The organism is Bradyrhizobium algeriense (assembly GCF_036924595.1).
In the GTDB taxonomy this organism is placed as follows: Bacteria; Pseudomonadota; Alphaproteobacteria; order Rhizobiales; family Xanthobacteraceae; genus Bradyrhizobium; species Bradyrhizobium algeriense.
In genome coordinates, this window is record NZ_JAZHRV010000001.1 from 112,783 (window position 1) to 126,671 (window position 13,889).

A 13,889-nucleotide genomic window follows, 5' to 3' on the forward strand; every position below is an offset into this window, starting at 1 on the left:
TGGCACTCCACGCAGGCGACCTACTTCTTGGCCCGCAACTTCTCGATCAAAGGTGACAGCAACGAACTCTTCGGCTTCTTGGTCTCGCCGCGGCCGGTGAGCCGCTGCGCGATCTGCAGGAACATCTCGGTGGTGCGATGGGTTGCGGAGATTTCCGCGATCATCTGGCCGTTGTTGGCGGCCGAACCGAAGATTTGCGGCTCGAACGGTATCGTGGCGATCGGGTGGTTTTCGATCGCCTTGGCGAACTCGGCGGCGGGGATCTCCGGACGCTTCGGGATGCCGACCTGATTGAGGCAATAGAGCGGGGCGCGATCGTTCGGCCGGGATGCCTTCAAGAGGTCGAAGATGTTCTTGGTGTTGCGCAGATTGGCGAGATCGGGCGCCGCGACGATCAGGATGTCGTCGGCTGCGATCAAGGCGCGCTTGGTCCATCCCGACCATTGATGGGGGACGTCGAGCACGATGCAGGGCATCGTGGTGCGAAGCGTATCGAAGATCGAATCGAACGCCTCCGCGCCGAAATCGTAGACCCGGTCGAGCGTTGCCGGCGCCGCCAGCAGGCTGAGGTGGTCGGTGCATTTCGACAGCAGGCGGTCGAGGAACGCGGTATCGACCCGGTCGGGCGAGAACACCGCATCCGCGATGCCCTGCGGCGGGTCCTGATTGTAGTCGAGGCCGGCGGTGCCGAAAGCGAGGTCGAGATCGGCGACCACGGAATCCAGCGCCAGATCGCGCGCGATCGCCCAGGCGACGTTGTGGGCGACGGTGGACGCGCCGACGCCGCCCTTGGCGCCGACGATGGCAATGATGCGGCCGACGGCCTTGGCTTCCGGCGACGAGAACAGGTTGCAGACCGAGCGCACGACGTCGATGGCGCTGACCGGGGCGATGACGTAGTCGCTGACGCCGCGGCGCACCAGTTCGCGATAGAGCATGACGTCGTTGATGCGTCCGATCACGATCACGCGGGTTCCGGCGTCGCAGACGGTGGCGAGCTGGTCGAGGCCGAGGAGAATGTCGTTGCGGTTTTCGGTTTCCAGGATGATGACGTTCGGGGTCGGGGCCGAGCGGTAGGCCTCGACCGCGGCGGCCATGCCGCCCATCTGAATCTTGAGGTGAGCCTTGCCGAGGCGGCGGTCTTCGCCCGCCGACTGCACGGCGGCCGCGGTTTCCACCGTCTCGCAGAAAGCCTGCACCGACACCCGCGGCGCCGGCGCGATGTGATCCTCGGTGGACGGCGCCGTGATTTCCGGCTGCTGTTCTGTATTCTGGCGCGAGTAAGTGATCATTTGCCGGTATCGCTGAGTTTGGCCTTTTCGCTCTCGGAGTAAGTGGTCGCGGTGGAGATGCCCTTGCGATATTTGTCGAAGGCTACACCACGGCGCGGCGCGAAGGCTGGGGTTTCGGGACGCGGCTGCACGAGATCCGACGGGTTGTCGACCATCGCCGCCAGATTGCGCTGATTGGAGCAGCCGAAATTGTAATACGGCTTGTTTTCGAAATAGCTCCTGTTGTTGATCGACGGTCCGAGGTCCTCCGGCCACAGCCCGCATGGGCCGGCCACCGCCGAAATCTTCGGATAGTTGAGGCGGATCGCAGCCATGTGCCTGGGATCTTCGGGGCGATACTGGCGGACATTGGTCGCGCGCGGCGGCACGCCGGCGGCGGCAAGTGTCGCCTGGATCTCGCGCAATGAATCTTCGGCCGCCCGCGCGTTCGGCGTATTGACGGGCACGTCGATGCTGATGATGCCGGTGCCTTCCCGCATCCAGGTCTGGCCCAGATACATCACGTCGGCGCGCTGGGAGGCGGAAAGGCCGCCGCGTCCACGGCCGACGAAAACCACGATCGAGCGGTCGGCTTCCTGCACCGCGATCGGATGGCGCTGGCGATAGTCGTCGGGCACGGCCGCCGTCGTCACCACATCGGTGCTGTGCTTGCAGGCACTGAGCGCCACGGAAAGACCGATCAGCGCTCCCGCCAGGCAGAGGGCGCGCCTGGGATCGGCGGGCTTTTTTGATTTCATCCTCGGTGTCATCGTCCCGCCTCAGTCCGTAATAAAGCCGTAGGTGCCGCGATAATTCCGAGCCTTCTCGACACGGCCCGGAACGCCGTAGATGCGATTGATGCTGCCGAGCAGGTCGGCCTGCGGGTCCGAGGTGGCGGCAAAGCCGTCATCGGGCCGCGACAGGTCCTTCTGCGCCACCGCGCGCACCACATAGGGCGTGACCAGAACCATCAGTTCGCTCTGGTTGTTGACGAAGTCGCGGCTGCGGAACAGCGTGCCGAGAACCGGCAGTTGCGCCAGGCCCGGCAGACCGTTGATCGCCTGCTTGGTCTGTTCCTGGATCAGGCCGGCCATGGCCATCGCGCCGCCGGACGGAATTTCCAGCGTCGTCTCGGCGCGGCGGGTCTTGATCGAGGGAATGGTCGTTCCACCGGCACCGCCGGTCAGAGCGTTTTCGGTCGAGACTTCCGACACTTCGGTCATCACCCGAAGGCTGATCCGTCCCTCCGTCAGCACGACCGGCGTGAAGTTGAGTGAGATGCCGAATTTCTTGAAGCTGACGGTCTGGACGCATTGTCCGATGGTGCCGCCCGTGGTCGTTTGGCAGGTCACGCCGGCCGGAATGGGAAATTCACCGCCCGAGATAAAGGTTGCGGACTCGCCGGAAATGGCTGTGAGGTTAGGCTCGGCAATGGTTCGCACGACACCGGCGCTTTCCATCGCGCGCAGCGTCGCCTGCACAGATGGCGTCGAGCCGAAACTCCCGGTAAGGGCGTTGCCGGCGACGAGCGGCGCACTGTTTGCGGTGAATGGGGTGTTGTTGGTGAACTTAACAACGGATGTGCCGTAGGTCATGCTGGCGCTGAGATCGATGCCGAGTTGCTTGATGACCGAGCGCTGGACTTCGGCGACCGTGACCTTCAGCATCACCTGGTCACGGCCGCGAACGGCGATCGAATTGACGACCTTCTCGGTGCCGTTCACCAGGCGGGCGGCGATATCGGCGGCCTGCTGCGCCTCGATCGGGCTCGCCGCGGTGCCGCTCAATACCACGCCGTCGCCGACGCCCTCGATCAGGATGTCCGAATTCGGCAGCGACTGCTTCAGCGCGGCGCGCACGCCGTTGAGGTCGCGCTTGACCGCGATGTCGTAGGCCGCGATCTGCGCGCCTGTGGAATCGAAGAAGACGATGTTGGTCTGGCCGACCGCGGCGCCGATGATATAGGCGCGCTGGGTCGAGCGGACGACGGCGTTGGCGATCTTCGGATCGGCGACCAGTACGTCCTTGATCTCCCGCGGCAGGTCGATCACGAACGATTTGCCGATCCCGAGCGAAACGAACCGTGCGTTCATCTGTCCGTCGGTGGTGGCCGGCGCAGCAACGCGATAGTCGCTAGCCAGCACCGGCGTCAGCGCCGGATTGAGCGTGAGAGCAGCCACAGCCGAAAACGACAGGGCGCGGACGATGAACGTTCGCATCATCGGCTGAATTTCCCTGCACTTCATATCGTGCGTCCTTTCGGTCACTTCTGCATCGTCTGCTGGCTGGCAACGCCGTAACGAATGACGTTGAGGCTTTCGCCGCGCTTGTTGAGTTGTTGGTCGTCCGGCTTCTCGACCGCGTTGACGTCGGCAATGCTGCGCAGCGCCAGCGTCAGCGAGCCGCTCTGGCGCGATCGCGCCAGCGTCTCGGCCTGCTCGGGCTTCAATTCGAGGGTGACCGTCCTGCCGACCAGCGAGCTGCTGCCTTCTTTTTCCTTCGGCGCCTGGTCGATGGCCAGAACGCGGACATTGGCGAGGATGACCTCTGAACCGGGGATATCCGGGCCTTTGCCGTCCGGACTCTTGTCGCGCTTGGTAAGAATCACGTCGACGCGATCATTCGGCAGGATGAAGCCGCCGGCGCCGGTTTCCGGTGAAATTTCGGTGGAGATGGCCCGGTAGCCGGCGGGCAGGATCGCCGCCATGAAGCCGGAGCCGTCGGCCTTCACCAGCTTCTGTTCGCGAATCGGTTCGCCCGCGATGAACGGCGCGCGCGCGATCGAGCCCGTGATTTCCTTGATGGCGTCGGCCTTGCTGGCGCGGCTGATGAAGCTGCTGCTGGCGGTCGCGGCCGGCCAGGTCTGCCATTGCAGATCGTCCGGCTTGACCGAGCGGCCAAGGGCGATATCCGATTTGGCGACGAGAATATCGACGGTCTGCAGCTGCGTGACCGGCTGGGCCGGCGCTGGCTTGTCGTCGGACCCGCTGGCGAGATATGCGGCAATGCCGCCGGCGCCGATGGCGATGGCCAGGACCACAATGCGTGCGGTATTCATTACGCTTCACTTTCCACATTACGCTGCGACGCTTCCGCCGCCGTGATGGGAGTTGACCAGCTATTCGTCAAAGCATGGTTAATGAGGCGTGTGTAAATTGCCTTAACGGAAAGTTAGCGACGTTTGATCAGCGCATCGCGAGGTGAGCGAGGTCGATAGCCTTGATCCATTCGGTCTGCGGATAGACGATCAGCGCGCCGATGGCGAGCGCGATGCCGTAGGGAATCCCGCTCTGTTTGTCGTGCAGCCGGTTCAGCCATGGCTGTCCCGTAAGCAGGGAAGGCAGCGGCCATTGCCGGAACTGAATCAGCAGCACCGTCAACGCCCCGCCGAGCAGCGAGACATAGAGCAAATAATTGAGGAGATGGTCGAAACCGAACCAGAGTGCCACGCTGGCCGCGACCTTGGCGTCGCCGCCGCCGACCCATCCCATCGCGAAGCAGCCAAAGGCCACCACCAGGACGGCCGCGCCGGCGCCGAAATGCAGGAGGATGTCGTGCAGGCCCATGCCGCCCAGCACCGCGAGCGCCACAAAGCCGGCGATCAGCGCCAGCGACACCCGGTTCGAAATCGTCATCGTGAACAGGTCGCTCGCGGCTGCGAATGCCATCAGAGCCGGAAACAGCAGGAGGCGGGCGGTATCGAGGATCATGAATTCACGCAGGCTGCAAGTTGACCCGAGATCCGGGCTCTGGCCGAGCCTAGCTACGAGAAGTGAAAAATCGGGAAACGGCGGAAGATTTCAGGACGTGCGAGGCTCGACGGCTTTGTCAGATCGGCGCGCGCCTTGTTAGAAGCAGCAAAGGCCCCGGCTTGCCGGGGCCTTTGCGTTAGTTAGCTCGCAACCGTCGCTTACTTCAGCGAGGTCGAGATCGTGTTGAAGTTGGTCTTCAGCTGGGTGCCGACGCCCTGAACGGCGGTGATGATCGCGATCGCGATGCCGGCGGCAATCAGGCCGTATTCGATGGCGGTGGCGCCGGACTCATCCTTCACGAAACGCGAAACGAGATTCTTCATCTATGTAACTCCTGTGTACACGTGGCTGGTCGAACTTAAGTTTGGTCTTGCCGGCGTTCTCAGCACCGTGACCATGTCGTGACCCTAGGGTGCGACAATTTCGACGCAGTTAATTCGATCACGCAAAAATGCTTGGAACTCGCTGTTCTTGAGCACGGTAAACACTGCATTAAAGCATCAGATGAAATGCAAGCGCGGCTTCGCGAGCGTTCGCTTGCTCATGCGCCACCTGTTTCCGGGTCGCGCGTCCTCCGCCAGTAACAGCCGAGCATCGAAAAGGCTTCGATGCTTTGATTCACGGCTCCTTAAGCGCGAGCGGATACCTCTTGATCTCTCCGATCGAATGAGGCCGTCATGTCCAGTTTGCCATTTGAAGTCATCGAGATGCTGGGCCAGACGTTGGCGAAGGTCGCTCCGGTGACGATCGCGCTCGCCGTGGTATTTACGGTGCTCTCGCATTTCTGGGCCTGCAACCCGGGCAAACCGTGGTGGCGCAAGCGCGAGCTCATTACTGACATCTGCTACTGGTTCTTCGTGCCGGTATTTGCGCGCGTCTTCCGCATCGGCTTGCTGGTGCTCGGCGCTGCGGTCGTCTTCAACATTCATGAGGCGGACGAGCTGATCGCATTCTACGACAATGGCCATGGACCGCTGTCGCAGCTTCCGCTCTGGGTGCAGGCGCTATTGTTCCTCGTTGCGTCGGACTTCGTGCTGTACTGGCTGCACCGCATGTTTCACGGCGGCGGGTTCTGGAAATACCATGCCATCCATCATTCCTCGGAGGATCTCGAATGGATCTCCGCGGCGCGGTTTCACCCCGTCAACCTGTTCATCGGAACAATCCTGGTCGACGTCATCCTCTTGATGGCCGGCATCTCGCCCAACGTCATGCTGTGGGTCGGGCCGTTCACGACCTTCCACTCCGCCTTCGTCCACGCCAACCTGAACTGGACGCTCGGGCCGTTCAAATACGTGCTCGCCACGCCGGTCTTCCATCGTTGGCATCACACCTCGCTCGAAGAAGGCGGCAATACCAATTTCGCGGGTACCTTCCCGCTCTGGGACATCCTGTTCGGAACGTTCCGGATGCCGGAGAACCGGCTGCCCGACAATTACGGCGTGGACGACCAGGAGGTCCCCACCGAGATCGGCGGGCAATTGGCCTATCCATTCCGCCACTAGGGCCTGGGCGGAGTCTTCATGACCACTGACGCTGGAGCGATCCGTCGGGACAACGCCTTGAGCCTTGGCGACGTTCCGGCATGGCTCTGGGTCGGGATCGTCGTCTATGCGCTGCTGTTGATCAACGGCAGCCAGCTTCTGGGCGATTCCGATACCTATTGGCAGACCGCCGTGGGTCAGTGGATCCTCGAACACAACGCCTTGCCGCGCGTCGACATCTACTCCTTCACCAAGGCAGGCGAGCCGTGGACATCATCGTCCTGGCTGGCGCAGGTGCTGTACGCAACGAGCTACAACCTGGTAGGCTGGATCGGACCGGTGGTTCTCGCCGCCGGCTGCATCGCCGCAACCTTCGCACTATTCATTCACATTCTCGGCCGCCGCGTTCCCGCGGTCTATGCGGTCGCCGTCGCGATGGTGGCGCTGGCTCTTTCGATGGGGCATTTTCTGGCGCGCCCGCATGTGCTGGTGCTGCCGATCATTCTCGCGTGGGCGAACGGGTTGATATCGGCGAGCGAGCGCGGCCAGGCGCCGTCGCCATGGCTGCTGCCGTTGATCGCGGTGTGGGCGAACCTGCACGGCGGATTCGTGTTCGGCCTCGTGCTGGTCGGCGCGTTTGCGCTCGATGCGCTGTGGAATGCTGATCGCGCGCAGCAAAGGTCTGTGGTGCTGCGCTGGGCGGCGTTCGGTATTGGCGCGCTGGTGGCCTGCTGCGCCACGCCTTACGGGTGGGGATCAATCCTTGCCGCACGCAAGATCCTTGATCTCGGCGAACTCCTGCATCTGATCTATGAATGGATGCCGGCGGATTTCAGCAAATTCAGCATGTTCGAGCTGGCGATCCTCGCGCCGATCGCCGGCGCGCTCTACGCCGGCGTCAAGCTCACGCCGCCGCGGATTGCGCTGGTGCTGGGCCTGCTGCATATGGCGCTGTCGCATGTCAGGAATGTCGAGATCTTCGCGCTGCTGCTGCCGATCGTGGTGCTCGCGCCGGTGGCATCGCAGTTCGCGCTGCGGCCGGCCTGGCTCGCCCGCACCGGCGCCCCGATGTCCGTGATGGCGGTGGTGTTGGCCCTGCTCGGCGGCTGGACGTGGCTGCTCGCAGCCAACACCACCTTCGCACCGCCCGAAAACCAGTCGCCGGCGGCGGCTGTCGATGCGCTGAAGGCGCATAATCCGAGGCGGGTTCTCAACGATCTTCCGTTTGCCGGCTATCTGATATGGCGGCAGATGCCCGTGTTCATCGACGGGCGCGCCGAGCTCTACGGTGAAGCGTTCGAGATGGCCTATTACCGCGCGATGCAGCTCAAGGACGTCAACCAGTTTCTCGACATTCTCAAGAAGTGGGACATCGAGGCCGTGCTGCTGACGCCGGGTACGCCTGCGGTGGGCCTGCTCGATCATATTGGCGGCTGGCGGCGCGCCTACGCTGACAAGAACGCCGTACTGCACGTTCGTACGGCCAACTGATCAATCAGAACCGGACTCTAGACCCGAACTGGCGGGCGGACCGGGATTCTGATACGCGGGCCGGATGAACCTGCCGACCGAAGTCGTCGAGATGCTTGGCCAGACCTTGGCCAAGGTGGTGCCGGTCACGATCGCGCTGGCGCTCGTGTTCTCGGTGCTGGCGCATTTCTGGGCCTGCAATCCCGGCAGGCCCTGGTGGCGCAAGCGCGAGCTCGTCACCGACATCTGTTACTGGTTCCTGGTGCCGCTGTTCGCGCGCGTGTTCCGCATCGCCCTGTTGGTGCTCGGCGCGGCCCTGGTGTTTGGAATTCACGACGCCGACGAGCTGATCGCCTTCTACGACAACGGCCATGGCCCGCTGTCGAGGCTGCCACTATGGTTGCAGGCGATCCTGTTCCTGATCGCGGCCGATTTCATGATGTACTGGCTGCACCGCATGTTCCATGGCGGCGGGTTCTGGAAATACCACGCCATCCACCACTCGTCGGAGGATGTGGACTGGATCTCGGCGGCGCGCTTTCACCCCGTCAACCTGCTGTTAGGTACCATCGGGGTCGATGTCGTGCTGCTGATGGCCGGCATTTCGCCGGGTGTGATGCTCTGGCTCGGGCCGTTCAACATCTTCCATTCGGCGTTCGTTCACGCCAACCTCAACTGGACACTCGGCCCGTTTAGATATGTCGTGGCGACGCCGGTGTTTCACCGCTGGCACCACACCCCCCGCGAGGAGGGCGGCGACACCAATTTCGCGGGCACCTTTCCGCTCTGGGACATCCTGTTCGGGACCTTCCGGATGCCGAAAGGCACGCTGCCGGTCCAATATGGCGTGGACGATCAGTCCTCGTTTCCCCGCGAAATCATCGGGCAGCTGGCCTATCCGTTCCGCAAATAGCACATGATCTCCGCGCAAACGCGGAGCGCGTTTGTCGCAAGGGAAACGCGGTTGCCGGTTTTCCAAACCCGGAACGCGTTTGCGCGGAGATCATGATCTATTAATCACGCTTGCCGCGGATTTCTTGCCCCGTTTCGGGGCCTATTTGCCCTTTGTTCATGAATTGTCGTCAGATTCACCGTTGTCGGGCGCCGGTTCCGCTGCGTATCGCCATTGCCGGCTTGTTGATGCCCCGGGGTAAAGTATGTCGTTCAAGTCCCAGCGTATTCGCGCGCGCGCGCGTTTTGGATTGCGTTCCCTCGCCGCAGGTCTCCTGCTGTGGCCGGCCGTCTGTCTGGCCGCGCCCGATCCCGACCGCATCGCCGTCTATGTCGATCAGGCAAAGCTCGTGAAGCTTCCTGCCAAGGTCTCCACCATCGTGGTCGGAAACCCGCTGATTGCCGACGTGACCCTGCAGAGCGGCGGCATCGTCGTCGTCACCGGCAAGGGCTACGGCGCGACCAATTTCATCGCCATGGACCGCAACGGCGAGGTGCTGGTGGACCGCCAGATCCAGGTCGAAGGCCCGACCGATCAACTCGTCACCGTCTACCGCGGCGTCGAGCGGGAATCCTATAGCTGCATGCCGATCTGCCAGCGCCGCGTCACCCTTGGCGACGGCGAGACCTACTTCAGATCGGCGATCGACCAGGCCGGTTCTCTCAGCGGTCAAGCCGCCAGCGCCGGGACCAAATAGGCAAACTGAGTGCTTTCGGTTCTGATCGAATCAGAACCGAAGCTCCGGTTTTTGCTCCGACGTATTTCTGCACCCGAACCATTTTCCGCCTTGCTCTAGACACCCAGCCGGTTCTTCCCGACGGCTCGGCGCAAGCTTGTCGGCGCGTCAGCACATCATCCTGTCCGCGAATCGATCCCGCCTGTGTGAGCCCCTCTGAAGACAGTTAACGGCCGGTTAGCGGGCCGGGCCGCTCTGCTTCGGTTCGACGAAACACTTCCACAATCACTTTCAGATAGTTCTTGCAGGCGGATAACCGCTGCCGTCTGGGGATTTTCGATGTCGTCACCCGCTGTTGCAACCGTTCCTGTAAGAAATGCGCTGGACCGATTTCGCCGCAACCGACGGGGCTCGGCCGCCGTCGAGTTCGCGCTGGTTGCGCCGTTGTTCTTCTGCATGCTGTTTGCGATTCTCGAGACGGCGATTGTATTTTTCGCAGGCCAGCTTCTGGAGCAGGGAACGCAGGACGCCGCGCGGCTGATGCTCACGCATGAGGCTCAGGACAGTGCCATGACCGAAGATACGTTCAAGACCAAACTCTGCGATCGCATCAAGGTGATGTTCAACTGTGTAGGAGGCAATCTGGGGAACATTACTGTGGATGTGAAGGTCTTTGCCCCAGGCACCACGATTACGATTACCGATCCGATCGTCAGTGGAAACTTTACCGGAACTTTCGCATATTCTCTGCCGCCAGCCGGCTCTCCCAATACCGTCGTGATTCGCGCCTTCTATCAATGGCCGCTGTTCGTGACCAAACTCGGCTACAACATTGGAAATCTCAACGGCAGCAAGCGGCTGCTCTCTGCGACCGCCGCTTTTCATGTAGAGCCGTGATGCGATGATGGTATCCCCGATGCGGAAGATGTCGCTTCGCGTGCGCAGTCTGTTGGATGATCGCAGCGGTCTCGCGGCCGTCGAGTTCGCCTTCGTCTTTCCAATCATGGTGGTGATGTACTTCGGGGTGGTCGAGATATCGTCGGCTATTGCCGTGGATCGCAAGGCCACCCAGGTGGCGCGAACGCTTTCCGATCTGACGTCTCAGATGGCGAGTGTGGCGGATGCCGATATCATCAGTTTTGGTGAAGCGGCAAAGGCGATCATGACACCCTATTCGCCATCGCCGTTGATATCCTCGGTCACGGAGGTTTACGTCGATAAAACCTCGGGGGTCGCTCGGGTTCAGTGGAGCAAGGGTTTGACGATCAGTACAGCAGGCCTTGTCACGATCGCGCCGACGCCGCCTCATAATCCAGGTGATATTGTGGTGTTGCCGCCAGGTCTCGTCGTGGCCAAGGGGACATTTGTGATTTGGAGCGAGGTCAGCTACAGGTATGTACCGGCCATCGGTTATATGGTGGCGAAGACTGGCATCCCCTTTAACGATACCGCTTACACGCGTCCGCGGCAGGTGCTCTGCGTCTTAAATCCGACGGCTGGCTTCTCCGACTGTGCGACGCCGCTGTGACGGCAGGTAGTCTCGGATAACCTTCGCAACTTGCACCGTTCGCCGCGCGACCTTCTCCTGGAGGAGGATCGGCGCTGTATTCGTGGCGCTGCATTTGTTCAGGCTTCGGTAAGCGCCGGCGTGATCCGCTGCATTGGAAAGCGGCCCCGTATAGCAGCGTTACATCCAAGGCGGATGAGTCCAGACTCTCCACTAGAACATGATCCGGAAAAGTGGGTACCGGTTTTCCCTCGCGACAAACGCGGAACGTTTGCGCGGAGATCATGCTCAAATCAAAGAGATGGAGCGGGATGACGATTCGAAGAAAAGTCATCACGCTCTAATGACACAAGGGACCTCTGCCCAACGCCATCGTGGGACTTTGGCTGCCAGAGCATGATCGGACCCGCAGGGCTGCGTTGGCGCAAAGCGGGAACCGTTTTCGCTCGGGACAAACGCGAAGCGTTTGCCGGCAGATCATCCGCAAAGACATCCGTGATCCAATTCAATCCGATCGGATCATGATCTATTGCGCGCGAGCAACCCGGAATTCCCCGATTCATCGCCTGCTTGTGCCGGCTACGGAACGGACAACCGATCTCATCGTGATCCTCCTGCACACCTGCCGCCGTAAGACAGAACGCGAAGAAGAAAACGCCGGCCTCGTAGGTCATCCGTAATCCTGGCCGATTTTAAAGACGAGGCCCGCGGCCAAACGGCCCATTGGAGGTCTGATGGCCAGCCCAAATCAACGGCACAAATCGACGCTTGGCGTCTCCGCGGTTCGTCCGATGGCCTTGCCGCTCCACGCCATCGAGCCGCGCGCAATCACGGCATCCACCCTGTGCGGCCGATCAATAAAAAGCCCCGGATCGCTCCGGGGCTTTCTGAGGCTCGATGTTTACTTCAAGGCGTCGTCGGCACCGCCTTCTGCCAGGTTAGTTCGTAAGATGCGCGGTCTGCAGCGCGTGATTGAACATGGCGTTCAGCGACGCGGCGATTTCAGCGGGCGTGTTCGCGGTGTAGAAGAAGCCAGGCGACGCGCATTTCCGCAGGCTGGCCGGAATATACTGAATGTTGTTGTTGGCATAGGTGTCTTCGTCGCCGGCAAAGGTCGTAACCACGGGTGAGACCGGTTGATAGGGAATATAGAGCACGGAAACGATGACGCCGCGGCCCTTGAGGGTTTCGCAGACGGGAACGGTCGCCAGGGTGCCCTGTTTATCAATCGTGGTGGCGCGGTTGCTGTCGTGCCAGCCGCCGGGAACGGAGGGAGTGGGAATGTCTTTGTATTGGTTGTCTTGTGCGCCGTCGGTGACGAGGAAGACGTAAGGCTGCGGGGTGGTCGGCGTGCTGCCGTCGCCGACGGCGCCGGAGCCGGTGCCGATTTTTTTATTGACCGAATCAAGCGCGGTATCGATATGCGTGCCGCCGGAGCCAAGGTCCGTACTCGTATTTGTGTCAAGCAGCGTGGCAAGGTTTGCGGCGGCGTAGTTGATGGTGCCGGGGGTGGTGGAAGATCCGTTGATGTCTTTGGTCAGCGGAAAATAGGCATAGAGTTTTTGAATGAACGGGTAGAGACCGATCCGGAACTGGTCGTCAACCTTCTTGGAGGCGTTCGCGGTTTCGAACAACTTGGTCACGGCGTAGCCGACCGCGTCGAGGCGCAACTGGATGCAGTCGTCGGTGCCATCGGTCGGGCAGGATGAAACCGCCGTCAGGCTGTCCGGCCGGCTCTTGGAGTTGCCTTTAATCAGCGAATTCGCCGCGCCAGGAGTAACCGTATTATTCAGGTCGGCAAGCATCGCCACCGGCAAGCCAGGCTTCTGCTTCGGTACGGACGTGGTCGACGCCTGGTTGATGAGGTTGTTGAGCGCGGTCTGGCCGAGGCGCGAATATATATAGCCCATGCAATGATTATTCGTGTGGTACTGCTGGGTATACGTATTGGTACTGGTAGGGGGGTTGGCAGGCGGATTGGTCGGGGGGGTGACAAGGGGATCTTTGCACGCGCTTTTTGTCAGGTCAATTTTCGGGTCAAAATGGCAGGCCAGGGTACAACTGATGCCGGTGGAGTTGTGGTATTGGACCCAGTTATCCGGGTTGATCCTGCCCAACCGCTTCTGCTCTTCGGGCGTCGACGGCAGGCCCATCGACCCCGAGACGTCCAGCGTCAGATAAAAATCGAGGTACGGCGGCAACGTGGCGGCCGAACTTGAAACGCCCGTTACCGTCAGTTTCTGAAACCCAATCACTTTCAGGAAAGTTACCGGTACGTCGGCCGTGAACGTGACGCTGGCAGCGAGCTTGATTCCGGTCTTCGTAACGACGCTGGTGCGATCCACAAGTTGATAGCCGGTGATCCCGGTCATGTTGGCGTCAAAGACATTGTTGGCATCCGTAACGCCGGCGTTGACCGAGCCGTTGCCTGTCATTGTCGAGGCCGCGATAAAGCCGGGCGACTTCTGCGAAAGCGCGGCGATGCTGGCGGCGTCGGCCGCGGTTTGCAGCTTGGCCTTCATTCTGGTCGCCTGCGAGTAATCCACCGCGCAACCAATGGCCGATATCAGTGGGATCGCCGCGACCGTAAAAATGATCGCGACGTTGCCGCGTCGATCGCGGCAGAAACGGGAAACATACTGCTGAAGACGAAATGGCACGAGCGCCCCCTGGCTATCCAAAAGCGCGCGATCGTAGCCCGGCCTCCCCTAAGTGCCCCTTAATCCGATCATCGAAAAACAGGCTGATTTCGGATGCGACCGATTTCAGGACCCGGA

14 protein-coding genes are annotated in these 13,889 nt (G+C 61.4%); 6 read left to right on the top strand and 8 right to left on the bottom strand.

Features of this window, described 5'->3' with window-relative positions:
• Positions 1-20: 20 nt before the first annotated feature.
• From V1286_RS00520 to V1286_RS00545, 6 genes are all read right to left on the bottom strand, one after another.
• The gene (locus V1286_RS00520; protein ID WP_334476877.1) at positions 21-1,292 is read right to left on the bottom strand and encodes an AAA family ATPase; all 1,272 of its coding nucleotides are present in this window, start codon (positions 1,290-1,292) and stop codon (positions 21-23) included.
• The gene (locus V1286_RS00525) at positions 1,289-2,029 is read right to left on the bottom strand and encodes a CpaD family pilus assembly protein (protein ID WP_334476879.1); all 741 of its coding nucleotides are present in this window, start codon (positions 2,027-2,029) and stop codon (positions 1,289-1,291) included. Before V1286_RS00525 ends, V1286_RS00520 begins: the two co-directional genes overlap by 4 nt.
• Before the next feature lie 21 nt (positions 2,030-2,050).
• Positions 2,051-3,517, bottom strand: a complete 1,467-nt coding sequence (locus V1286_RS00530) for a type II and III secretion system protein family protein (protein ID WP_334476881.1) — start codon at positions 3,515-3,517, stop codon at positions 2,051-2,053.
• A 17-nt stretch (positions 3,518-3,534) separates the two neighbouring features.
• Entirely contained in the window at positions 3,535-4,329 is a 795-nt protein-coding gene (gene cpaB, locus V1286_RS00535) for a Flp pilus assembly protein CpaB (RefSeq protein WP_334476883.1), read from the bottom strand.
• Positions 4,330-4,456: 127 nt separating this feature from the next.
• Positions 4,457-4,981 carry an A24 family peptidase gene (locus V1286_RS00540; RefSeq protein WP_334476885.1) on the bottom strand — a complete coding sequence of 175 codons (525 nt, stop codon included), beginning with the start codon at positions 4,979-4,981 and terminating at the stop codon, positions 4,457-4,459.
• A gap of 200 nt (positions 4,982-5,181) precedes the next feature.
• Entirely contained in the window at positions 5,182-5,346 is a 165-nt protein-coding gene (locus V1286_RS00545) for a Flp family type IVb pilin (RefSeq protein ID WP_334476887.1), read from the bottom strand.
• A 354-nt stretch (positions 5,347-5,700) separates the two neighbouring features.
• Between V1286_RS00545 and V1286_RS00550 the strand changes: the two genes are divergently transcribed.
• The 6 genes from V1286_RS00550 (at position 5,701) to V1286_RS00575 (ending at position 11,133) form a co-directional block, all read left to right on the top strand.
• A complete protein-coding gene (locus V1286_RS00550; protein WP_334476889.1) occupies positions 5,701-6,528 on the top strand; it encodes a sterol desaturase family protein in 828 nt (275 codons plus the stop codon).
• Between the two features lie 18 nt (positions 6,529-6,546).
• Positions 6,547-7,998: a hypothetical protein gene (locus tag V1286_RS00555; RefSeq protein ID WP_334476891.1), complete on the top strand. Its 1,452-nt coding sequence runs from the start codon at positions 6,547-6,549 to the stop codon at positions 7,996-7,998.
• Between the two features lie 64 nt (positions 7,999-8,062).
• The gene (locus V1286_RS00560) at positions 8,063-8,890 is read left to right on the top strand and encodes a sterol desaturase family protein (protein ID WP_334476893.1); all 828 of its coding nucleotides are present in this window, start codon (positions 8,063-8,065) and stop codon (positions 8,888-8,890) included.
• A 244-nt stretch (positions 8,891-9,134) separates the two neighbouring features.
• The gene (locus tag V1286_RS00565) at positions 9,135-9,626 is read left to right on the top strand and encodes a pilus assembly protein N-terminal domain-containing protein (protein WP_334476895.1); all 492 of its coding nucleotides are present in this window, start codon (positions 9,135-9,137) and stop codon (positions 9,624-9,626) included.
• Positions 9,627-9,944: 318 nt separating this feature from the next.
• Positions 9,945-10,502, top strand: a complete 558-nt coding sequence (locus V1286_RS00570; RefSeq protein ID WP_334476897.1) for a TadE/TadG family type IV pilus assembly protein — start codon at positions 9,945-9,947, stop codon at positions 10,500-10,502.
• Positions 10,503-10,530: 28 nt separating this feature from the next.
• The gene (locus tag V1286_RS00575; RefSeq protein WP_334476899.1) at positions 10,531-11,133 is read left to right on the top strand and encodes a TadE/TadG family type IV pilus assembly protein; all 603 of its coding nucleotides are present in this window, start codon (positions 10,531-10,533) and stop codon (positions 11,131-11,133) included.
• A gap of 272 nt (positions 11,134-11,405) precedes the next feature.
• Here V1286_RS00575 and V1286_RS00580 read toward each other — a convergent pair whose 3' ends face one another.
• Together V1286_RS00580 and V1286_RS00585 are read right to left on the bottom strand one after the other, a co-directional pair.
• A complete protein-coding gene (locus V1286_RS00580; RefSeq protein WP_334476901.1) occupies positions 11,406-11,786 on the bottom strand; it encodes a hypothetical protein in 381 nt (126 codons plus the stop codon).
• A gap of 264 nt (positions 11,787-12,050) precedes the next feature.
• Positions 12,051-13,772: a TadE/TadG family type IV pilus assembly protein gene (locus V1286_RS00585; protein ID WP_334476903.1), complete on the bottom strand. Its 1,722-nt coding sequence runs from the start codon at positions 13,770-13,772 to the stop codon at positions 12,051-12,053.
• Positions 13,773-13,889 lie beyond the last annotated feature (117 nt).